14 protein-coding genes are annotated in these 22,790 nt (G+C 55.1%); 7 read left to right on the forward strand and 7 right to left on the reverse strand.

The genetic code is table 11. The features are described from left to right. Positions 1 to 122: 122 nt before the first annotated feature. Positions 123 to 1,046 (reverse strand): hypothetical protein, encoded by a 924-nt coding sequence (locus CA51_RS20160; RefSeq protein WP_145122985.1) that lies wholly within the window; start codon positions 1,044 to 1,046, stop codon positions 123 to 125. 190 nt (positions 1,047 to 1,236) lie between these two features. Next, positions 1,237 to 2,586, reverse strand: a complete 1,350-nt coding sequence (locus tag CA51_RS20165; RefSeq protein ID WP_145122986.1) for a PQQ-binding-like beta-propeller repeat protein — start codon at positions 2,584 to 2,586, stop codon at positions 1,237 to 1,239. Here CA51_RS20165 and arfB point away from each other — a divergent pair. The 5 genes from arfB (at position 2,573) to CA51_RS20190 (ending at position 9,975) form a co-directional block, all read left to right on the forward strand. Further along, positions 2,573 to 2,995, forward strand: a complete 423-nt coding sequence (gene arfB / locus CA51_RS20170; RefSeq protein ID WP_145122987.1) for an alternative ribosome rescue aminoacyl-tRNA hydrolase ArfB — start codon at positions 2,573 to 2,575, stop codon at positions 2,993 to 2,995. The genes CA51_RS20165 and arfB overlap by 14 nt on opposite strands. Before the next feature lie 252 nt (positions 2,996 to 3,247). Further along, positions 3,248 to 5,014 (forward strand): c-type cytochrome domain-containing protein, encoded by a 1,767-nt coding sequence (locus CA51_RS20175; protein ID WP_197451344.1) that lies wholly within the window; start codon positions 3,248 to 3,250, stop codon positions 5,012 to 5,014. 343 nt (positions 5,015 to 5,357) lie between these two features. Further along, the gene (locus tag CA51_RS20180) at positions 5,358 to 6,539 is read left to right on the forward strand and encodes a hypothetical protein (protein ID WP_145122989.1); all 1,182 of its coding nucleotides are present in this window, start codon (positions 5,358 to 5,360) and stop codon (positions 6,537 to 6,539) included. A gap of 121 nt (positions 6,540 to 6,660) precedes the next feature. Continuing rightward, positions 6,661 to 8,463: a caspase family protein gene (locus tag CA51_RS20185; RefSeq protein WP_145122990.1), complete on the forward strand. Its 1,803-nt coding sequence runs from the start codon at positions 6,661 to 6,663 to the stop codon at positions 8,461 to 8,463. Positions 8,464 to 8,580: 117 nt separating this feature from the next. Then, positions 8,581 to 9,975: an IS4 family transposase gene (locus tag CA51_RS20190; RefSeq protein WP_145122991.1), complete on the forward strand. Its 1,395-nt coding sequence runs from the start codon at positions 8,581 to 8,583 to the stop codon at positions 9,973 to 9,975. A 272-nt stretch (positions 9,976 to 10,247) separates the two neighbouring features. Here the strand turns inward: CA51_RS20190 and CA51_RS20195 are convergent, their stop codons facing one another. From CA51_RS20195 to CA51_RS20215, 5 genes are all read right to left on the reverse strand, one after another. Beyond that, positions 10,248 to 10,784: a transposase gene (locus CA51_RS20195; protein WP_145122992.1), complete on the reverse strand. Its 537-nt coding sequence runs from the start codon at positions 10,782 to 10,784 to the stop codon at positions 10,248 to 10,250. Positions 10,785 to 10,997: 213 nt separating this feature from the next. Further along, entirely contained in the window at positions 10,998 to 11,555 is a 558-nt protein-coding gene (locus CA51_RS20200; protein WP_145122993.1) for a hypothetical protein, read from the reverse strand. An 81-nt stretch (positions 11,556 to 11,636) separates the two neighbouring features. Continuing rightward, positions 11,637 to 14,189 carry a Tle-like phospholipase domain-containing protein gene (locus CA51_RS20205; RefSeq protein ID WP_145122994.1) on the reverse strand — a complete coding sequence of 851 codons (2,553 nt, stop codon included), beginning with the start codon at positions 14,187 to 14,189 and terminating at the stop codon, positions 11,637 to 11,639. A 306-nt stretch (positions 14,190 to 14,495) separates the two neighbouring features. Beyond that, a complete protein-coding gene (locus tag CA51_RS20210; RefSeq protein ID WP_145122995.1) occupies positions 14,496 to 15,569 on the reverse strand; it encodes an ankyrin repeat domain-containing protein in 1,074 nt (357 codons plus the stop codon). Between the two features lie 3 nt (positions 15,570 to 15,572). Further along, a complete protein-coding gene (locus CA51_RS20215) occupies positions 15,573 to 19,268 on the reverse strand; it encodes a Tle-like phospholipase domain-containing protein (protein WP_145122996.1) in 3,696 nt (1,231 codons plus the stop codon). Between the two features lie 521 nt (positions 19,269 to 19,789). Between CA51_RS20215 and CA51_RS20220 the strand changes: the two genes are divergently transcribed. After that, complete coding sequence (locus CA51_RS20220) at positions 19,790 to 22,102, forward strand: O-linked N-acetylglucosamine transferase, SPINDLY family protein (RefSeq protein WP_197451346.1); 2,313 nt, start codon at positions 19,790 to 19,792, stop codon at positions 22,100 to 22,102. Next, positions 22,095 to 22,790 carry a glycosyltransferase family protein gene (locus CA51_RS20225; protein ID WP_145122998.1) on the forward strand — a complete coding sequence of 232 codons (696 nt, stop codon included), beginning with the start codon at positions 22,095 to 22,097 and terminating at the stop codon, positions 22,788 to 22,790. Before CA51_RS20220 ends, CA51_RS20225 begins: the two co-directional genes overlap by 8 nt.

Below are 22,790 nucleotides of genomic sequence, written 5' to 3' on the forward strand. Positions count from 1 at the left end.
CTGTCGGGGGCCCAAGCCCCGGTCGCCAACGGTGCCTACCGAGAGCTGTTTACCACTATCCTCATGTGGAAAGCGACACCGAACCGCTCGTTCGCCCTTGGATTGCCGCGATCGAGGACCAATTACCAGGGTGTGTTGACCAGCATTCCCAAGTAAAAACCGACGTCGAAGCGATCGGCGATCGTTTCGTCGGTCGATGTCCCCGCTTGCAGCCCCGCTTCGAAGCCGACGCGGGTGCGTTGGTCCAAGCGAATCGGGCGGCCGTTCTGATCGAGGACCGCGGGAGGTTCGGGGCCGATCGGGAACTCGTACCGGAAGCCGATCGAGCCGACGCCGATGGGAGCCCCCCCGCCGTCGGTGCCACCATTTGATAGCGCGGTGGTGATCCCAAGTCCCAGCGTGGCGCCAAATCGCCAGCCGAGATCGTGCAGCGAAACCTTCTTGCTGTTCTCATCGGCGAAGAAGTCGGTCACCAGTTTCAGCGGTTTATAGATCTCCAGAACGTCCAACGACGCCAGGATCGAACCGTTGCGAAACAGATCGAATTCCGAATCGTTATCCCGTTTCATATCGAAGAAGACGCGGGCCTTGGGCTGCAAAAAACGGACCTGCGGTCGCCACGATTGGTCGTCGTGAACCTCGACAAGATCGCCCTGCAGCCCATTTTGCGAGATCGTGCTGTGCAGCAAGATCTCGTCGTCGGGAACTTCGTAGCGGACGACGCGTATCGTCTCTTGCTCCGGATCGTCCGACGGAACGTCCATCAATTTGCCCTGGACTCCGCTGGCGCGAAACAGATTGTGGGCAGTGACTTCGGTGAGTGGCACGTCGTAGCGAACGATCCGATGATCGACTCCCGACGGCGATGAACTGAGAAAGGTCGGGATCCGTTGGACGCCCGAAAGGATGTTGTGCGTCGCCGGTTCCGATGCGGCGATCGACATCGCCCCGGCCAGATCCAGACGTTGCGGCTTCGGAGAAGAATGAGCTTCCGAGATCGGTTCAAACTGAAACGCTGGCGATGGATCGAACAATGCCGGCGGCATCTCGTACTGCTGAGCGCGCGCAACAGAACTGCAAACGCAGGCTGCTATCAGCAATAAATACCGTTGCACGCTCCCATGCCTTTCCGCAAAATTCGCTCCCCCGATACTGTCCGTTTCGCAGGGTACGCTATCGGGCGAAGAGCGAGCAAGACGGAATCGTCACCGCCGCGGGAATGCTAGCGAGCGTAGACTACTTCGCCGCCGATGGGATCAATTGGAAACAGGCGACGCGATTTGCACCGCGAACGTACAGCCGGCCGTTGGCGACAACCGGAGCGGCCCAACAAGGCGATCGCAGAAACGGAGCCTCGATATCTCCCAACGCTTCGGAGAGATCGATCTCGGTGACCGGTTGATACGAATCGCTACTGTCCTTGATCAATTCCATGTGGCCGCGTTCATCGAGGACCACAAAATGACCGTCGATCCAAAGCAGACTGGTTCGGATTCGATTCGGTTTGGTCCACATCACTTCGCCGTCGGACCAACGGATGCAACGCAGATCGCTGTCGGGTTCATTGCGGCCGCTGCAACCAAACAGATAGTCGCCGTGCTGGATCGGCGTCGCCCAGTGGGCTCGCATCGCTTGCGCCCGACGCGACCGAGGATCTTTCCACAGCAGTTCGTAATCGCGTGGAGTGACTTTCAGCAAAGCACTTCCGACATCGTAACATTCCGAGATCAGCACCTGATCGCCGCGGACGATCGGTAGCGCCGCATTGACGCTCTCCAGCCGCGGCGAACGCCACGGGAAGTGCCACAGTTCTTCACCCTTGTTCGGATCAAAGGCCAACAAGCCGCCGCGCATGAAGGCCAGTCCAACGTCTTGGCCATCGATCTTGGCGATCACCGGCGTGCTGTAGCTGGCCAGTTCGTCGGACAGTTGATAAGCAAGCTTTCCATCGGATTGGCGGAACGCGACGATTCCCGAATTGTTGCCGATGACGCGATCCAACGCTCCCAACGGCAAGCGTTGGTCGGCCGCCGGGCTGCCGCCAACCATCACGATCACCATGTCTTTGTAGATCACCGGGCAACAGGAGACGCCGAAGAAGTTTTGGATCACGCCAAACTCTTCGTTCAACGAATGCGTCCACAACAGTTTGCCGTCGGTCTTGTCGAAGCAGCTGAGCCGGCCGGCGACGCCGTAGGTAAAAACTCGATTTCCAGCGATTACTGGCGAACTTCGCGGGCCGTTGTTGTATCCATACATGTCGCGGTAGGCGACTGGTTGATCAGCGTGCCAAATCTCGCGGCCGCTGGCGGCATCGAGACAGATCAAACGCTCGACGTCGCCGACGCGATCGAATTGGAAATAACGTCCCTGATCGACAGCTCCGATGCCGTAACTGGTATCGAGGTCGAGGGTCCACAGCAGCTTCAGTTTGCCGTCGCTCCAATCGGTTAAGATGCCGGTCTCGGTCGATTTACCGTTGGCCGTGGGGCCTAGAAAACTAAGCCAGTCGGCGGCGGCGAGCGGGCCGCCGGTTAACACGAGCACGACGAGCCAACAGATTGTCCAGGCAATGAAAGATCTCATAATCAACTCTCGGGTGACGATTCCAGCGGATCAGCTGACGGTGACGCATGCCCGCAGCAGCGGGCCAGGTGGGCAAAATGTCAACAAGGTGAATTCGAAAGTTACTGTATCTTGGCTGGTCGACGACAACAACATCCTCGATCCCGAATGGACCCGCCGCGTCAAAGTGCGACATCAAAATCGCATCAACCAGCTGGGACAGCTCTCCCTGACCAGCCAACAGTATCGCCAACAGCCGCGGAACCTCGAGGATTGCCTGACCAAGCTGCGGGCGCTGCTTTTGGAGTGCCAACATCCGCCGAAACGACGGCGTGAAACGCGGCCAACGCTGGGATCGAAGAAGCGACGCTTGGAATCCAAACGCCAACAGAGTTCCAAAAAACAATCGCGCGGCGGACGCTGGGACTGATCTCTCCCGCAGCCGTATCGCGGCAAGATCAGCTTTCCAATCGATCGCTCCAAGGCTGCCGACCACCGCAAAACTTTCTCGCACCGCCGGAATCAATGTCCGCACTCTCGGCGTTTCCAGGATTGGCCCACTGGCAGTCGAGCCATGCGTTTCCGATCGATGCGTCGACCATTTCAGTCGATGCGTTTCGTCGGACAACGCCGCTCTTCCGCCGCAACGAAAGTGCCCGCCCGTGCCTGGAGAACTAGTGCGATGATCCGATATTTGCTGTTAGCGATCTGCCTGCTGTGCAGTTTCAGTTCACCGATCCCGATCCGCGCCGACGATCCCGATCTTGCCTCGCGAGCGGCAAAGATCTTGAAAAAACACTGCTATTCCTGCCACGGCGTGAAGTTTGAAGTCCCTGGGTTCAACGTTTTGGATCATGCAGTTCTGGTCGCACAGCCCGCCGACGCGACGCCTTACGTGACCGCGGGCAAGCTGGACGCGTCGTTGATTTGGCAACGCATCGCCGTCGACAAGGACATGCCGCCACAAAAGATCGACGATCGAATCAGCGATCAAGATTTGGAGGTCTTGCGGCGTTGGATAGTCGACGGAGCGGCGGCGCCAACTTATACGAACCGCGAGTTCATCGCTGAAGAGCACGTGTTGCGATCGATTCGCGACGATCTGCAAGAGATGCAGCCCGAGAGCCGATCGCATCAGCGTTATCTGTCGCTGCATGCGATCAGCAATAACCCGCGGTACACCGATGCCGACCTGCGGCTGTATCGCGCCGCCGTCGTCAAACTGCTGAACAGCGTCAGCCGCCGCAGCCGGATCGTCAATCCACCGATGGTCGATGTCGCGGCCGAACTCTCCAGCGAAGGGAGCGTCTTTCGGGTCGATCTCCGCGACTTCGGCTGGTCCGCCGCCGATTGGCAGTTGGCTCTGCAAGGCTATCCATTTGGGCTCTCCTGGAACGACAACAAATTGCAAGCGTTTGCCAGGGACATCGAACAACTTGTCGGTTCGCTTTCGTTCGACGGCATCGCCTATGTCCGAGCCGATTGGTTCGTCACCAAAGCCTCGCGGCCAGCGACCTATCACGCGCTACTGAACATACCGGAGACCGCTGGCGAATTGGAAACGCGACTGGGCGTCGATACGAAACAGGACTTCCTGCAAGATCGGCTGAACCGCGCCGGTTTCGCTGGCAGCGGCGTGAGTCATCAGAATCGCTTGGTCGATCGACACGAGGGATCGGTCGCGTCGTATTACTATCGCAGCTACGACTTCGATAAAGCGTTTGGCCGCGGTGTCTTATACCGCTTTCCGCTGGGGCCTCGCTTCGATGGGAACCCACACGATCAGTTCGCCTTCGAACACGCTGGCGGCGAAATCATCTGGGATCTGCCCAACGGACTGCAAGGTTATATGTTGGTCGACGCCGAAGGGAAGCGGATCGATAAAGGACCGATCGAAATCGTTCGTGACATGCGTGAGATCGCCGGTTCGCCGGAGATCGTCAACGCGGTCAGCTGCATCGGTTGCCATCGCCACGGCCTGCTGGACTATCGCGACATGGTTTCGGGCTCGCAATCGCTGACCTCCAACGACAGAACCAAGGTCGACGCCCTCTACACTCGCCCCGATCGGTTGCAGGAAATCTTGACTTCCGACCGCAACCGCTACCTGGCAGCGCTGAAGCTTGCGATCGGCCCCTATCTGCAAATTCACGAGGCGGCCGACACAGCGATCACCGAATTCCCCGAACCGATCAGCACCGTGGCAAAATGGTACGACCAAGATATGTCGTTGGCCGATGTCGCGGCAGAACTGGGGTTTGAAGACGCGACGGCGCTGGCTCCCACAATCCAGTACAACCAGAAACTGAAGGATCTGGGCCTGGCACCGCTCGCCTCGGATTCCACGATCCCGCGGCGGATGTGGGACACGCAACAGGAGAGTCCATCGTCGATCTTCCAACGGACAGCGGTCGCGTTGGGAGTTGGCAGCGGGATGAATCCCAACTAACGCAGACTCCCCTCCGGGGTCACTTCGCAGCTTGTCGGTTCCAATCCGACAGCTCCTCTTCTTTATCGATGGCTCCAACACGCTCGAATCGGCTCGCGATTCGTCCCCGAAAACACGCACCAAAGCCCTCGGGTGTCAAACCGGGGGCTTTGCGCATTTTCTGACACCGTGCGGATGCTCTTCGCAAATTTTTCGCTGCACCGGTGTCCGCTTGAGGGGCGGAACCTGCATCCATTCTTTAGGGAGCGACACATGTGCTCTCCACGCCTGAACGCCAACTCAAGCGAAAACGAGACGAGAACCAAAACCGGACGACGATCCGCATCGCAGGGAGACATCGATCATGAAAAACACGCTCTACCGCAGCCAAGCATTCAGAATCCTGGGGTTGGTTGGCTTGTTATCGATCGCGATCTCGAGCGTCGCTTCGGCGGCCAGCGACGACGTCACGCCAACGGTTCGCGAGGCGATGGTCAAGTTGAGCGATGAGATCGCTCGCTACATCGCCGCCGATCCCGACACCAAAGGGCAAGTCGCGATCGGTGCCTTCCAAGGTCCTTCCAGCAGCGGCGCGGGAGCGAGAATCGTGCAATCGCTGAAGGAGAACCTGAAGTCGAAGTGTGAGATCGTCGACGTCGGAGCTGCTTATACGGTCAGCGGTCGCTTCATGGGACAGAAGCTCGATGGCCAATTCGTCACGATCATCGAAGCGGAGATCGGCGACGCGTTGGGCAACACGGTCCAGAAGCTGCGACGCAAAGTAGTCACCGCGATCGAAGAGGGCTTGGCCTTCTTCGGTCCCAGTAGCGTCGACCTATCGGCGCAATCCCAAGCTTCCAAGCCGGACAAACCAGTTTCCGAAAAGCCCGAATCCGATTCGACGGCGGCGACGGAGATGTTGGTCAGCAGCATCGTCAAACCGGAAACCCACCTCGATGCCAAACGCAAGACGCGGATGAACCCTGCCGACGGCAGCCCCTACGGTTTGGAGATCGCACTGAAGCAGTCCGACGGCAAATACCGCAGCCTTCCGATCACCGAGACCGACGGCGTTGCCACGGTCGATCTGAAAGCGGACCAGATCTATGCGGTCCGGTTGTTCAACGATTCGGCCCGCCCGGTCGGGTGCCGTTTAACGATCGATGGAATCAACACCTTCGCCTTGAGCTTGGATGCAAATTACCGCGGCAAGGAAACGATCATGGAACTGCAACCGAATGCCAAGTTCCTGATCAAAGGCTGGCACCACACGGGCGACCTCAGCCACGAATTTCGCATTAGCAATTACGCCGATACGCCCGCCGCCCAGTTCGGCGTCTTCGATGGCGTCGGCATGCTGACCACCACGTTTTTCGAAACGACAGCTGCCCAGCGCTACTCCGCGACTCGTGAGTTCGCCACCGCCGTGGGCGACGAAGTCGAGATGCGATACCGAGACGGGCAATCGAAGTTCGGCAAACCGATCGCCGCGGTCAGCGTTCGCTACGTCCGCCCGGTCGCCCCAACCGATTTGCCGCTGAACTGACCTCTTCGCTGTCGATCGCACCGCGATCGCGGCGAGCCTGAAAATCGAAACGCTCACAAAACAACAACAACTCAATCCAATTTGAAGCCCCATCTTTCCTTTTGTGCTTTGGAGAAGACCGATGCAAACGTCAAGTATTCGAATCGTGATCCCCGCCCTGCTGCTGACCGCGTTGGCTTGCAGCAACAACGCCTTGGCCAAGAACACTCAAAAACTGCACGCGATGGTGATCGGCAACGGCGACTACAGCGTTGGCACTCTCGCCAATCCGGCCAACGATGCTCACGCGATTTCCGAAGCATTAAGCGACCTCGGCTTTGATGTGACAACCGAAACCGATCTGTCGCACCAGGCGATGGACCGCTCGATCACTCGATTCTTCAACCGAGTCGAGAAAGGCAGCTTGGCCTTCTTCTTCTTCGCCGGGCATGGGATTCAAGTGGAAGGCGAAACCTATCTGATCCCGGTCGACGCCGAGATCTCCGACGAAACGCTGGTGAAATACAAAGCGGTTTCGCTCAGCCTGATCCTCGATTCACTGGGGCGTTCGGAAAGCGAGATGAACGTCGTCGTCTTGGACTGCTGCCGCAACAATCCCTTCGAGCGGTCCTGGGCTCGGCGTAGCGTCGTTCAACAGGGTCGCGGCCTGGTCGTGAACACAGCAATTCCCGAGGGGATGATCATCGCGTACGCCACATCCGACGGCAAAACCGCTGCGGACGGCAACCATGGTAACTCGCCCTACACAACCGAACTGGCTGCCGCGATGAAACAACGGCCAAGCGACGGCTTGCGGCTGCTGGACGTGTTTGTGAACGCCAGTCGAGCTGTGCGTAAGAAGACCGATCAATCTCCCAGCATGTACTTGGACGTATCCCGCGATACTTTCTATCTCCATCCACCAGAAACCCGCCAGACTTCATCGGTACCGAAACCCACACCCGAGATCGACCACGAAGAGATCACCAAAATCGCATCGATCACGGTGCCTGAACTCTCCGCTACGGAATCGATGGAGCTGGAGAACAATTCGTTGTTCGACCAAGCCGACGTCTACTTGCGACAAGGGAAATACGACAACGCGATCATGGCCTACACCGCGCTGTTGGAAGACCCAACGCTGCCAGCTGCGGCGCGAAAGAAGGCACGCAAAAGTCGTGGCGCCGCCTACCTGGGACGCGGCACACAACAGGATCTCAACTTTGCCATCGTCGACCAATTGGCGGCCGGTCTGGACGGGATCCGCGTCACCGTACGAAACGATTCAACGGAGCTTAAAGTCGGCACCCAGGAGAGCGGTCGCGTTTCGCGAGGCCAGGTATTGAGAATCACCAAATCGAAGCAGCATAACGCCAAGGATTGGTTCTGGGTCGCGGCCGTCAACGGCGACGAAACCCTAACCGGTTGGGTGCCCGCTGCGGCGGTCGTCAAGTCCGACAACACCACCAAACCTGCCTCGCTGGCCGTCTCCGCTACGCCCAGCCACTCAGCCTCGAGCAATATCGTTGTCGGCACGCCAGCCTCCGTCTCGATCCCAACCTCGCAACACCATCGAATAGTACAGACACCACAACCACAATCGTTCACGCAGCCTCAGCTGACACGCTCGGTCACCCCGTCGCACCATTCGTTCGGCACAAACAGCCGCACGACTCAACAGTACACCAGAGGATCCCACAACAATTGGAAGCCAAACAACACTTGGAATCACAACAACAATCACCACCAGAAACAACACCAATGGAAACAGAAGCACCATGGCCATCATGGGCACCACGGCCACAACAACCGCCAGCACCAATGGGGCGGCAATAATCAATGGGGCGGGAACAACACGCGAGCCAAAAGCATCTGGGCAACTCCCAAATGGGAATCGCCAGCCGAAATCCGCCGCGGGCTCGCCAACGGTACGCTTCGCTGGTAGGGCTGTCAGTTATACGCAAGTCGCCGGCAATCGGGGCGTGATGGGCACGATATTTGCGACAGCGATTTAGGCAGAGTGAGTATTGGACATCGCACAGCCTATGACGCGGAGACGACCATGGCAGAGCCAATTGCCAACGAATTTGAAACACTGCAACTGGGTGAAAAACGCCTCGATCGGCGGTGCAAGAAGATTGCCGAACGGCTTTCGGCCAATCCTCAAGCAAGCATCAACGCTGCCTCGCAGGGATGGAACGAGACGCACGCCGCCTACGAATTCTTTGACAACGATTCAGTGGACGAGGCCAAGATCCTCGACGCTCACAAAGACGCCACGATGCGGCGAATCGACCAACACGACGTCGTCCTGCTAGTCCAAGACACCACCGAACTCGACTTCTCCAAACATCCCACCGAAGACTCCGGGGTGCTAAACGAAGAGTACCGATACGGTCTCTATGACCACAGCCAGATCGCCTTCAGCGAGACCGGACTTTGTCTGGGCGTGATGGACGTCAAGCTGTTCTCGCACAACCTCGAAACGCTCGGCCAAAAAAGCGATCAGAGAAAGCAGTTGCCGATCGAAGAGAAAGAGTCCTTCCGTTGGCTGCAGGGCTACCGGCAGGCTTGCCAGCTAGCCGGCCAGTTGCCCGACAAGCAGGTCATCAGCGTCTCCGATCGTGAATCGGATCTGTACGACATTTTTGTCGAAGCGGCTCAGCATCCTAGTCCGGCTGATTTCGTTATTCGCGCCAAACAGCCGCGTTGTACGCCCGAGCGGGACATCGCGACAGGGCCAAACGTTTACAAAAAGGTTGCCGATGAAGTCGCCAGTGCTCCGGTTGCGATGAGGCTTCAGGTCGATTTGCCTACCACCCCCAAGCGTGCCGCTCGCCGAGCGACGCTGGATGTTCGTGCCAAGCGATTGACCGTCAAGCCGCCTCAGATGCGAAAGGCTGAACTGCCCGAGGTGGAACTGTCGGTGGTGGAGATCCGCGAGGTGAACGGACCAGGTGATGACACCGAAGTTCACTGGCAACTGCTCAGTAGTCTGCCGATCGACACGATCGATCTGATTCAGCGGGTGATCGATATTTACGTCACGCGTTGGCCAATCGAAACCTATTTCCGAGTCTACAAATCTGGCTGTAAGATCGAAGAGATTCAACTCGAAACCAACGCCCGGCAACGTCGCGCGTTGATGATCTACAAGGTCGTCGCATGGCGGCTGATGTATCTGACCATGTTGGGGCGGCAGTGTCCTGACCTAGACTGCGAAGCGGTCTTCCATGAGTTTGAGTGGAAGCCTGTCTGGAAAGTGGTTCGTGACGAACCGCTACCGAGCGAGCCACCAAGTTTAGGCGAGCTGATTTTATTGATCGGTCAGCTTGGCGGCCACAACAATCGTCGCGGTGACGCACCACCAGGTGCCGAAGCGATGTGGAACGGCCTGCGACGAATGAAAGACTTCTCGCTGGCCTGGCAAGCATTCGGTCGCGACAACTCACCATGACTTACATATAACTGACAGGCTGGTAGGGCCCGGGATTGATACCGCGCAGCGGCGCGAGGGTTCCTGGGGTTTGCACCTAGCAAACGACCCCACAGAACAATCGCCCCCCGATTGAGCCATCTCCAAGGGCCGCGTCACGCCCGATTCCAAGCTCGGTCTGGCGGAGGGAAGATCGGAGAAGCGCTGCCTCTAGCCGGGGCGCCACCTTCTCCGCCTGGCTGCCGCGGCGATGTCTTGGACGGACAAAGGTGTCAGGAATGAATGGCACGTAGTTAAGCGTAACCCGTTGTTGCAAAACGATTTCGGTTCGGATTCCTTGGAGTACGCATGAGCTTATACGACTTGGGCTGCTTCTTGACCACTCGTTTTTCTTGACGTCCCGGGCGCCATCCGACTCGGCGTTCAGCGATTGTTTGCATCAAGGTATTCCATTGATCGATGACGCGGTGAGCCTGTAGGCGAATCACCGCCAAAAACTCCTCCAAAGCCTGCATCGCATTGGTAAAGCTCAACCGCGTGGGTTTCCAGCTATACCGCAGCGACGACGCAATCATCGAGGCACGAACCAAGTTGTAGCCGATCAAATGACAATGGATTTCCTTGCGAACCATCGAAGGAGTTTTGCAACGCAGATGCTCCATTTGCATATGTGTCTTTAAGTTTCGAATATGTAGCTCAACTTCCCAACGTCGTCGATAGAGCTCTGACAACTCAGAAACGGGGTACTCACTCGCGTTCAGGAGTGTCATGGCCAGCCTCTGTTTGTGTGACAGTGTTGTGCAACACAATCTCATCAGAGGCTTGTCCATGTTTCAACCAAAAACTAGCATCAGAAATGCCGAGAGCTTTTGCAGGCACAACAGGCAGCGCTATCACTTTCAGAGAATCACCACATCTAGCCTGCGTCACCTTAACTACGTGCCATTCAGCCCTGACACTTTTGATCATTCTCGCTGTTCTAGCTGCGTCGTATTACAGTAATCCTAGACCATTCCCCGCAAAGGCAATCATTTAATGGATGCCTACTTTATGCCTCCCACAGACTGCCTACGCCAGGGGTAAATCAATGCACAGAACAGCGCATACGATGACAGGAAGATGTAGACCGATGCAAGCATATTCTGCCAAAGCGGACGATCGGTCTGACAAAGATGAACCGTTTGGTCGGGAGTGAATAATCGCTGCGCATTTCCTATATACACTGGAGGATCTAAGACAAACCACAAACATACCAACGCAATACTTCCCGTCATTCCGAACAAATCGACTATGTCAAATCTTGGGAACCTTGGAATCACAAAATTCACGAGACCGTGAAGCGAAAGACTACCAGCGACCAGCCCGACGATTAAATCGATGTATTGAGCTTCCTCAATTCCGTAAACGTATTCTGGTTTATTATCGCAAAAAATGCACCCAAACTCGTTGTTGTAAAAATCAGCGTGCATTAAGCCACCAAAAAATGGCCATCCGAAAAGGGACATGTCGCGATTCGTCGATCGCAACTGAGGAACGGCGTTGTAAAAGTTCAGTACGATCAGCGGCGTGAAGATCACCGTCGCAAAAAGTACCGAAGACATTGCTTTGGACGTAGGTAGTAGCACTTTCAAACTGTTCCTCAGGAAAGTCTTTTGCCGAGAGCGAAGCAATCGGTGCGATTATTACCGTGCAGAAATTTGATGGTCATACAAGTTCCAACCAGATCCATGAAGCAACCCGTAGTAAATGGAAGGGAAAAGGTGTGACAGCCCAGTATTTTTGTCTCCTTCCACCATGTCGTATGCAACCAATGCGTACCACGGACCGAGCATTGCGTATGTCTCCATAGATGTTTCCCAGTTGTACAATCCTTCGATTTCGATGACAGAACCGATGGCAGGTGGTGCATTATGGATGGTATCTCCATTCGGCAGCGTAAGGACGCCCGTGAAATTCCTTTGGAGGTAGCTCAAAATGTCAGGGACGTTACCCTTTGAATCTGCAGGCTCGTTTGGCAGCAAAGGATTCGGGAGCGGTGTTTCCCATACCTGATAGGAGGTTACAAGCAAGTTCTTTTGCGTCCAGCGAAGCAAGCTTCCCTCAATGATCTCCGTTCCGTCAGCGTTCTTAAGCGTTTCAAAGTTTAGGCCTGCGGCGTTGAACGTGTCAGCATGGATGCCTGATGAGATCGATCCTGCGCTCGCCAATCCGCCACCAAGAGACTGTCCCGAAAGCTGAAGGCCAGGAAGGTTCAATCGGTTGACATGAAAGGCAAGAACCTGCGCCGCAGTGTAATGCGCTGTCGGTGCCCCAAGACTCTGCGCCAGGTTGACCATCCAGTCCGCGTTTGAATCAAAGTTGGTTCCTTGATACGCAAGCGTATAGTCGCCCGAGTTGTAATCTCTGAACAACGCAACTCGTAAACCTGGAACACCTTTCGGATCAGTATCAAACGGCGGGATTGGCACATTGTAATAAATTACGTCGATTATATAGCGTTTATCGTGATCGCTTAGGCCTGAGTCTTCAAGGATCGATTCTAACTCGCTCTGCGTTACAACTCTTTGCGCATACGGCATGCTGCTAATTGGGTCAGAGTCGACTGGAGGCGTATCGTTACCATTCGGTCCACGCTCACCGTAAACCAAGTCGGCCGCTACAGCATTGCGAAGGTGGCGGTGCTTGACATAGTAGGGGTAAAACGACTCAGGGGCGACTGGCTTGTATTTGACTTTGTCCTCCGGAGCATCAGAGAGCATTGTCCCATTGAGTTTTGCACTCACATAGAGGTCAGGAAAGTTGCCGAGTTCAACATCGGACATTGTGTCAAAAATTCCAGTAATCGCTTCAGCCCAAAGAGTGATTCCACCAGTATCAGCATTGTAATTCAGGTCCCCGAGAGAATGTTCACCGTGAGGTATGAAGCTGCCCAGTTTACCATCGGAGTCTAGTGTGCCAACAGTCGCGGAAGAAAGATCAGGATCCGCTTTGAAAGTGTTCCACAGAAATAGCACATTCGAATGCGTGTTACTGATTTCAATCTTTAGCGACGGATCACTGGCATCGAGCCCTCTCGGCAATCGCAAACGAATTGGCGTGAAGTGAGACGCATTTGTCTCAATTAGTTTCCCGATCGAAAACGGATGAGACTCGATGTACTCCTCCCATGCATCGTTATCAGGATAGTCAAATCCATTGTCGTTATCGCTGTCAATGTCGACGTCGATGCCCCAGGTTGTGACTACAAGCGTTCCGCCGTGGACGACCTTCTCAAACTGGAAGTTCGTGTTATCAAAGATTCCGTAGGTTCCGTTGCCGTTCAACCAGTCGGATTCGCCCCAGACCAATTGAATGCTTGCCGTGCTTGGATTGATACGAATGCCTTCGATCCAAACGTCATCCTGCCCAGCATACTCAATCCCTGTGAGGTAGTCATCGCCGGACATTTCAGCCGTGTATTCCCCGCCGTACGGCGCAATGAAGTCCCATTTATCGGCGGAACTCCATACGCGTACTTCATTAGGGGTGTAAAGCAACAAGTATTTGCCATCCGCAGCGTTTGCGACTGTCGGCTTTATGCTTGCGAGTGAAACCTGAACGAGATCATCTTCCGCAGGGATACCATTGTCCCACCCAGCATCATCTAGCAGATCTTCGTAATTGTTGCCATCATCGTCGTCATTGTTATAAGCAACGTCTTGTTGGACAATTTGGAACACTGTCGATTCCAGTATCGTGCCGTCGCTGCTGACCATGTCGTCGTCTTGGAGTGAAATAGTGATCGGATAGAGATCTGGTTTCGGATCCCCCGAGGCGACGATGCGACTTGCGGCAATTTCGTTGTTTTCCCAGTCGTCCCACGATCCAATCGTCGTGCCGCCATCACCCCATGTGATTTGCAACCGATGCCGATCCTGGGAGCCCACATCGTAAATGTGTGCGGTGATCGTCAGGGTCAGGGCATCGTCTTCGTCCGTCGTGGCTCGGAGCGTTGGCGGTGCCCTAAATGCGGGAGCAACGTTATTGACGTTAATCGTGAGGTCTGAACTGTATCCACCGATATCGAGGCGAACATTCATTGTATCCGACGCCGTTCCGTTTCCGGGCCATGGTCCGTCGTCAAAAATTGTGCCGAGATGCATTTGGAATTCATCTCCCATCAACCATCCATCATACTCAAAGGCGTACTGCTCATTGGCATCGAAAGTGCCGCTGAAGTCCTTGTCGACATGCACGACCACGTCCGTTGGCGGAACCAGTGTCCCGTCGCATTTCGGTCCATCGATCTTGCCTCGGATTCCTAGCGCCCCGCCTTCGTCAATCGATAGTGTTGGTCCGCTTCCCGACGAATTGGATTCCCAGAATTCGTGTTCAGTCAGCGAATAGCTGCCGGAAGTTGGGCACCCACCCGATGAACCTCCACTACTGCCGCCCGTGACACCGCCGCTGCTGCCGCCGGATGATCCTCCACTACTGCCACCAGATGATCCATCGCTACTGTCGCCGGATGATCTGAGATGGCAAGGCGACGGGCGAGCTACCTAGTCCGCATTCAGGTCAGCGGATGGAGGTTCGACAAGGGGCTGGTTCCAGAAGTGGCGTTCCTGCTTGGCTTGTTCGATCGATTCGCCGTGATCGGTGAGCCATGTAACGAGTTCTTCATAACCTTGTCGTTGTTGCTTGTCGTACATTTGAATGTCGTCTTCGGCGCGTTCGACGTAGTGAATGAGTTTTAAACGCAACGGGTTGCCAGTTTTTTGATTGATGCATGGCACGGAAGGGTCGGCACCGTTTTGGAGCAGCAGCAGTGCGACGTCGAATTGCCGCCCCTTATCAACCGCCCAAATCACGGCTGGCATACCCCAACTGGAAATCGCATTGACATCGAATCCTTCGGCGATGAGTTCGCGAATCCGCTGCACGCAATCGTCGCAGCCTTTGGCTCGTTGATCGATCAGTTGGTGCAGTGCATCGGGCGATTGGACCGTGATTTTGGATCCGGATTGAGATGTTTTGTTGGTCGGACCTGCGTTTCCTGTTGAGCGTGCTTCACGCTCCGCGATTTCTTGGTCACGAAGTTTGGCGTACTGGGATAGGGAGGTACCAGCATAGAGCTCCTTCCATCGTGCAAAATCGGCTCGCACTTCCGTGAATGATTCGCCGCGCGTCTCCAATAACTTGATAAGTCGCGCATGATCACGGCGTTGTTCAGGTGACCATAGACCCGCTCTGCGTTCCTCCATGACGACGAAATGTGCGAGTCGATGATTGGAATTCCGCTTGTAAATATCATATTCGGCGCCAGCACTAACAAGCATGATGGCAATGTCGTATTGTCCTCCCCAACCTGTGGCTAACACGGCTGGTGTGTTCCCGTTGTGGTCGAGTTCATTCAAATCGCCACCCTCGTCGATGAGTTCTTTGATTCGATCTAAACGGTGTCTTCCACCTGCACGAATGATATCGTGAAACGAGTGGTCATCCCATCGGTTCATTTTGACCTCAGGAATACTTTCATTCGATGGTGATCGCGTTGTCAGCGAATCGATTGCCCGATCACAACCGATAACACAAAGAAGCAGAACGGACAATATCAAAAGTGTTTTCGTGCGCATGAACTAACCTGGAAGCGTGTCTAATGGCAATGGAACACCGTAAATATTCCAGCCCGTGGACTCATCAACCATGAGACCATATTGGTAGTAATCCGTCGTATGCGCGGCAGACATAAAAATTAGCGGAACGGCTCCAGCGAGAATTGCATTTAACACGCTGCTAGGTGCTAGAACCCCCGCAAACAACGTATAAGCTAACATTTCAGCATCCAATGGCCCATCCAAAACGAATCGATTGCCGATCGCAGGCTGAAATAGGTCAACTGTGGCTGAGGAAAGTGTCGGAAAAAATGTTGCCAAAATATCGTAAAGATCTGCGGCAGGAACTTGATCTTGAATGAAGCTGAGGATATCCCAGTCCAGGTAATATGCATCCACATACCAAGGCGCATTATTATAATTGTATAGCGCACCAGGATAAATTTCTTGGTCGGTATGTGCGCCGGCGACAGGATCCCAGACTAGTAGTGTTTCACGGCGCAAACCGGCAGAATTAAAAGTATAGGCGTTTTGACCCGCGACGACTGCGCCTGCGGATGCCAAACCACCGCCAAGAGAGTGGCCCGTGAGATACATACCATGCTCGAAAACGGTTTGTGTAAAGTTCATTTCAAATGCAATCTCCATTGCCGCATCGTATTGAAGAGATGGAACGGTCAGGTTTTGCCTTAAATTGTCAATCCAATCTTCACTATCGTTGGTTCCTGCAAAGGCCAAAACATATTGCCCTGTCACGTGATCACGGTAGATGGCGGTCTCTAATCCTGGCACGGACGTTGTCCCTCCGATCAGGTCTAGGATATCGCTGCCTTCGCCAAACAATGCGTCCAACTCATCTGACGGCAACCGCTTCAAGGCGTATTGCGGCAGATCTGCTTGATCATAGACACCTTCAGAAGCCATCGCACTGCGCAGAACGACTTTTTGATTTAGATGGGGGTAAAATGTGTCTTCGTTGACGATCATGTATTTTACTTCGTCGAATGCAAGATCACCATTTCCTGGGTCGACCAGTGTAGCTCGAATCCGATCGTCCGGCTTTCCATTGTCAATGACGTGTTGCTTTGTATCGTGATTGGGGAACGTCGAGATTGCGTCAATGTAAATCGTAATTGCGCCATTGCCGGAATTGTAGTTTAGGTCCGATAACGAGTAGACGCTTCCGGGTATTAAACGATTTCCACCGTCGGGAACATCATCGTCCACGCGAGCCGGATCTGCCGCGTAAGTATTCCACATGTGAAGCACTCCCGATTGTCCAGCACCAGGGAAATTCAGGCGAACTTGAACGTCCTCAATTAATGGATTCAGGCCGGGAGTTAAGCGAAGCCGCAGCGGCGTGTAATGGGTCGCGGTGGGGAAGACGAACTTGCCTAGTCCGTAGTCATTGTCCTCCAAGTACTCTTCCCAGTCAGAATTGTCGGGGTAATTGGTCCCGTTGTTATTGTCGCTGTCGATATCCAGGTCGGGATCCCAAACGGTGACATCCAAATGGCCCAGTGGAATTTGCCAGTACGTTGCGCTCATGTCCGTTCCTTGCCACAGCAACGTGATTTGCGTGGTGCCCTGTTCAAGCCCTTCGATCCAAAAAGATTCCGTCCCCGCAAACCATGTCCCAGTCCCGTATGGAACTTCTGAGACCTTCGCTTGACTTCGCCAAATGCGAATACGTGAGAAGTCGAAATCTAAGTAGAATTCGCCGTAAGAATGATCAAATCCGGCTGGAAGAATTTCGTTCATGTCGAACTGAACCAAATCGGGATCGACGAATCCGGTTTCGTCGAGGTCGGTTACATCATTGTCGTTATCGTCGTTGTCGTTGACAGGAACATCCGCCTCACCGATCAGATACTGCGACGAGCCGGTATCATCGTCGGACAACGTGATTTGAACTGGGTACAATTGTGGTATTGGAAGTGATGTTGGTAAATCGAATTCTCGCGTAATTTCGAACTCACCGTCTGCGTTTGGTTGTGTTGAAGGAGTGGTGACACCATCTCCCCAATGCACGCTGAGCACCACATCATCCAACGGGCTAGGCTCACTGATACTGGACAGCCTTACCGATGCAACCAAGTCATCAGCATCAGTAAACCCGAAGGTGAAATTCGGTCTTGATTCGATCGTCGGTGCTACGTTTTCGACCTGCACCTCTTCAGTGACGACATTGCCGAACTCCAATTCAATCTTGAGAGCGTCGTTGGGGGTGGCATTTCCCGGCGACGGACCGTCATCCATGACTCTCCCTAAATTGACGTATCGCCATTCACTTCCATCGGTAATTTTCTGTATTATTGTTTCCTCTGCTCCCGGATCGAAAATGCCATCGAAATTTCGATCAATCCGTGCAATCAAATTCGGTGGCGCGACAAAGTTTCCTGACGAATCTCGTGGTCCGGAAATCTCCAAATATGCATATAAATCTGTATTCTCATTGATCTCATCTGCTTCATTCATGTAAGTGTCGTAAATCCAATGTTCGTCGATTTCATAAGTTGTTGGCGAAGTGCCACTACTGCCACCCGACAAGCCGCTACTGCCGTCTGTGAAACCTCCGCTGCTGCCGCCCGACGATCCGCCACTGCTGTCGCCGGTTGATCCTCCACTGCTTCCACCCGACGAGCCTCCACTGCTGCCGCCCGATGATCCACCACTGCTGCCGCCCGATGATCCACCGCTGCTGCCGCCCGATGATCCACCACTGCTACCGCCCGATGATCCACCACTGCTACCGCCCGACGAGCCTCCGCTGCTGCCGCCCGATGATCCACCGCTGCTGCCGCCCGATGATCCACCACTGCTACCGCCCGATGATCCACCACTGCTGCCACCCGACGAGCCGCCACTGCTGCCGCCCGATGAACCTCCGCTACTGCCGCCGGATGAACCTCCACTGCTGCCGCTTGATGATCCACCGCTGCTGCCACCCGATGAACCCTCGCTACTCCCCCCCGATGAACCGCCCGTTGAGTCCTCTTCGCTGCACGCTTCTTCCGCTTGCCAGTAGAGCCGCTCGGATTCGTTCCAGGCTGCGTCTAGTTCCTCTTCAGACGCCGGTGGTGTTTGGCTTTGAAGTGCTTGGAGGTACAAGTTCCAGGACTCCAAGGCGCTTTGGGCCGCCAGACAAGCTGCTTCCTCGGGGGTCGATGCGGATTGCGACGCCAACGCGGGGCCACCGGCCAACGCGACGATCGCTTCGCCGGATTGGAAATGAGGCACATCGGCCGACTCGAAAGAGACAGCCGAGTCGACATCGCTGCCGCTGGACGATGACGCCACGTCAACGGCTGGCATCACCGCCCCCATAACACCACGTTGCCCCAGCGCCGCAACGATCAGATCGGCGTCTGCAACCGTAAGCCAGGCATCCTCGTTGGCGTCCAACGCGGCCATCACTTGGTCTGCTGGCGAGACAGGCTGGTCACCTTGCCGTGCCAGGGCGTTGAGCACGATTAACGCATCGACCGGTGTAACCTGACGATCCCGATTCATGTCGAGGCGATCGAACGATTGCTGGGGTAGTTGCGTCGATTCAGCGTGACGTGGGGCTGAGTCAAGCGTGTCCTCAGTGATACTTGAAGTGACCGCAGCCTCGCTGGCACGCACTGGCCCGGCGAGCTCCGTTTCGGTTTCCACAGGCTGCGTGTCGTTGGTGGCATGCGTGTCGATCATTCCCGGCAGGGCATCAACGGCAAGCATCTTGCGCGACTGCAGCGTCTCGAACCGCAAACGACGCGGGCGTGGCGAGCTGGGGGGGGACGGGGGGTTTGCGCAGCGAGAGCGAGATCCGTTTCCATGTGTTCATCCCGCCTTCTGACATACCCAGGACCCTACATGTGTGTGATCAAGTGAACAGGTGTTATCCTATGGGTCTGCAGTTTAACTGTCAAAACAATTTTGAAAATTCTTCGTGTTATTCCGACGCAGCGATCGCAAACCCGTATTACCCCGGATTCGGTATGTGTTGATAGGGATGTTGTTTGTCTTGCCCATCCGATCAAAATGTGGCTTTTGAATCGCCTCAAACATATTTGAATAGCGGAGCGTTCATGTCGCGCACGATTCGTTGCATTCACCACCTTGCCCGATCGGGCGGCACCGTAATCAGTCGCTGCTTGGCAGCGATGCCGGGTGTCTGCCTGTTAAGCGAAATCAATCCACGATCGGTTAACCATTTCAACCCGATGCGCCAGGCTGCCCAATGGCATGGGTTAATCTCAATGGAAGAGGCTGAGGGGTTCGCGATCGAATCGGATGAGCAGTTCTGCGATGCGATCGAATTGCTGTTGCAACGATGCGACGCGCTGGGCAAGACGTTGGTGATCCGCGACTGGAGCCACGCCGATTTCCACGGCTTTCCATATTTCTCCGATTGCACTTACCAGTTGCGATTGCGTGAGGTGTTGCTGCAACGGTTTGATGTGCGCTCCGTCGCCACGGTACGGCATCCGTTGAATCATTATCTGAGCATGAAACAGCTGACCGTTCTGAAGAAGCGGTGGGACGACTGTCAAGTGCTAACGGGCATGCATCACTTTGCCGAAGAAATTCAATCGATGCCCTGGTTTCGCCATGAAGACTTTGCGTGTGATTCCGACGGCATCTTGCAACAAATCACGGTAGAGCTTGGAATTCCGTTCGCCCCAAGCTACCGAGACCTCTGGTGGAAGGGCAGCAAGATCACGGGGGATGGAACGCGGCAAAATGGACAGATCAGGGCGCCGATACGACGCAGCGTTCCGACTGAATTGTGGCCCGTGTTGTCCAACAGCACCCAGTTCCGGCAGACACTCGATCTGCTGGGCTACCGAATGCCACTGCCGCTAAAATCGCTCGGCTGGCGGGATGCGGAAGCTGACGATTCAGAATCTAGGAACCTGACCGAACGTGGCAATGAGTGTCTCAATGCCGGAGATTTCCGTACGGCGATTGCGTTGTACGAACGGCAATTGCGCAGGGATCCGATCGACGATGCAACGGCGAACAACTTGGGATTTTGCCTGATGCAAATCGGAGAGCACGAGGAAGCGGCGAGTCATTTTGAGGCGATCCTGAAGCGAAGTCCTGATAGCCCTCACCCTCTGCGAAACCTTGCCGCATGCCTGGAATCGCTCGATCGCCGGTTTGAAGCGATTCCTTTTTTACGGCGGCTGATTTCCATAAGTCCCGAGGAGCATTGGCAACGATTTCAGTTGGCGAAACATTTGCACGGCATCGGCGCGCTCGACGAGTCGCTGTCGCATCTGCGACTATTGTTTCGAGCGGGCTATCGGGCCGATGCTGTCGCGTCCGATTATCTCATGTTCCTCAACTACAGCGACTGTCAATCGGCGGAGCAAATTGCCAAGGAGCATTTCCGTGTTGGAATGCAGTTTGCCAGGCAGCCACAAGCGGCGAAGCCACGCGTCTTGCAAGCAAGGGATCGGCTGCGGATAGGATATCTCTGTAAGGACTTTTACACTCACCCAGTGGGCAAGCTGATCACGCCGATCCTCGAAGCACATGATCGACAGCAGGTTGAAATTTTTGCGTATCACGATGGAGAAAAACGGGACGCGTTGACGAAGCGAACCGAAGCGGCAGTCGAGACGTTTCGAGCGACGTGGGGTACCAACGACCGTGATCTCGAAGCAAGGTTGAGGGCCGATCAGCTCGACGTGCTGGTCGATTTGGCAGGGTTCTCAGGTGGTGGGAATCGGTTGCGATTGTTTGCCAGTCGCTGTGCGCCGCTACAGGTCGCTTTTCTGGGCTACCCGGCAACCGCAGCGGTCCCGGCAATCGACTTTCGAATCACCGACCATTACGCTGACCCACCGGGGCAAGCCGATGGTTACTACAGTGAACGCCCCTTGTACCTTGCGTGTGGATTTTTAGCATACCAGGCGCCGGATTGGATTCGGCAGATCCATGAAGAGCCTCGCAGCCGCGAGCGGTTACGCATCGGTTGTTTCAACAATGTGGCGAAGATTTCGCGTTCGGCAATGGCCTGTTGGGCTGAGATCTTGAAGCGTACGCCTGAAATTGATTTGACCTTGAAGTACGGTGATCGATACCAAGTCACGTTGGTTGCCGATCGGTTTCGAGAGATCTTCGCAGCCAACGGAGTCTGTCCAAGCCGGTTGGATTTCCGTCCGATGACGACGACCTATCACGATCACTTTCGCCAACTCGCGGAGGTCGATTTAGCTCTCGATTCGTTTCCGTACCAAGGGACAATGACCACGCTGGAGACGTTGTCGGTCGGCACACCGATCGTCTCATTGGCGGGGAAGTATTATGCCCACCGGGCGACCTCTGCGATGATAATTTGGCTGGGGATGGAGGAGTTGGTAGCGAGCGACGAAGACGAATATGTTGAAATTGCATGCCAGTTGTTGCGCAGTCCCGATCTGTTACGCGGGTTACGAGGGGAACTGCTGGAGCGATTTTTCAATAGTCCGCTGACAGATGTTCCGGGGTTTACGCAGGCGTTGGAAACCGAACTGTTGGCACAGTACCAAGCGTTTGCACCGGGGAGTATTCGCAATGGATGACCGATCGGGGATCATGCTCGTAGCAACCGGAGAAAGGTATCAATTGGAAGCGGCGCAGTGTGCGCAATCGTTTCGAAACCAGATGCCGTCGATTCCAATCTGTCTGTTCACGCGGGGCGTAGTGCCGAACGCAAATCCGTTCGACCAAATCCTACAACTCCCCGATGGCATTGATTCCTTTAGCGACAAGATCCTTGCGATGCAGGCGTGGCCGTTTGAAAGAATTTTATTTGTCGATACCGACACGTATTGTATCGAACCGGTGGCTGATCTGTTTTCGATGCTCGACCGCTGGGATTTAGCTGCGGCACATGCTCCGGTACGGCAATTCCAGCACGATCCGCCCGACGTTCCAGCCTACTTTCCCGAATGCAACACCGGCGTGATCGCAATCCGGCGCAATGAAAAGACGACAGCGTTTGTCGACAATTGGCTCGTATTGCACGCAGCCAATTGCGCGCGGATCGGACCGCGAGCAGCGGACCAGCCGAGTTTTCGTCAAGCGCTGTGGGAAAGTGATTTGCGTTTATTGACGCTCACGCCCGAATACAATCTGCGCACTTGCATGCACTACTTCATCGGCGGCAACGCGAGCGTGAAGATTGTGCACGATCGCGGCCGAGGACGGCAAAGGTTGCTGGAGCTTATTAAGAAACAACCGGTCAACAAGTTCCCGCGTGTTCGTTGA

The organism is Rosistilla oblonga, assembly GCF_007751715.1.
GTDB classification, from domain to species: Bacteria; Planctomycetota; Planctomycetia; order Pirellulales; family Pirellulaceae; genus Rosistilla; species Rosistilla oblonga.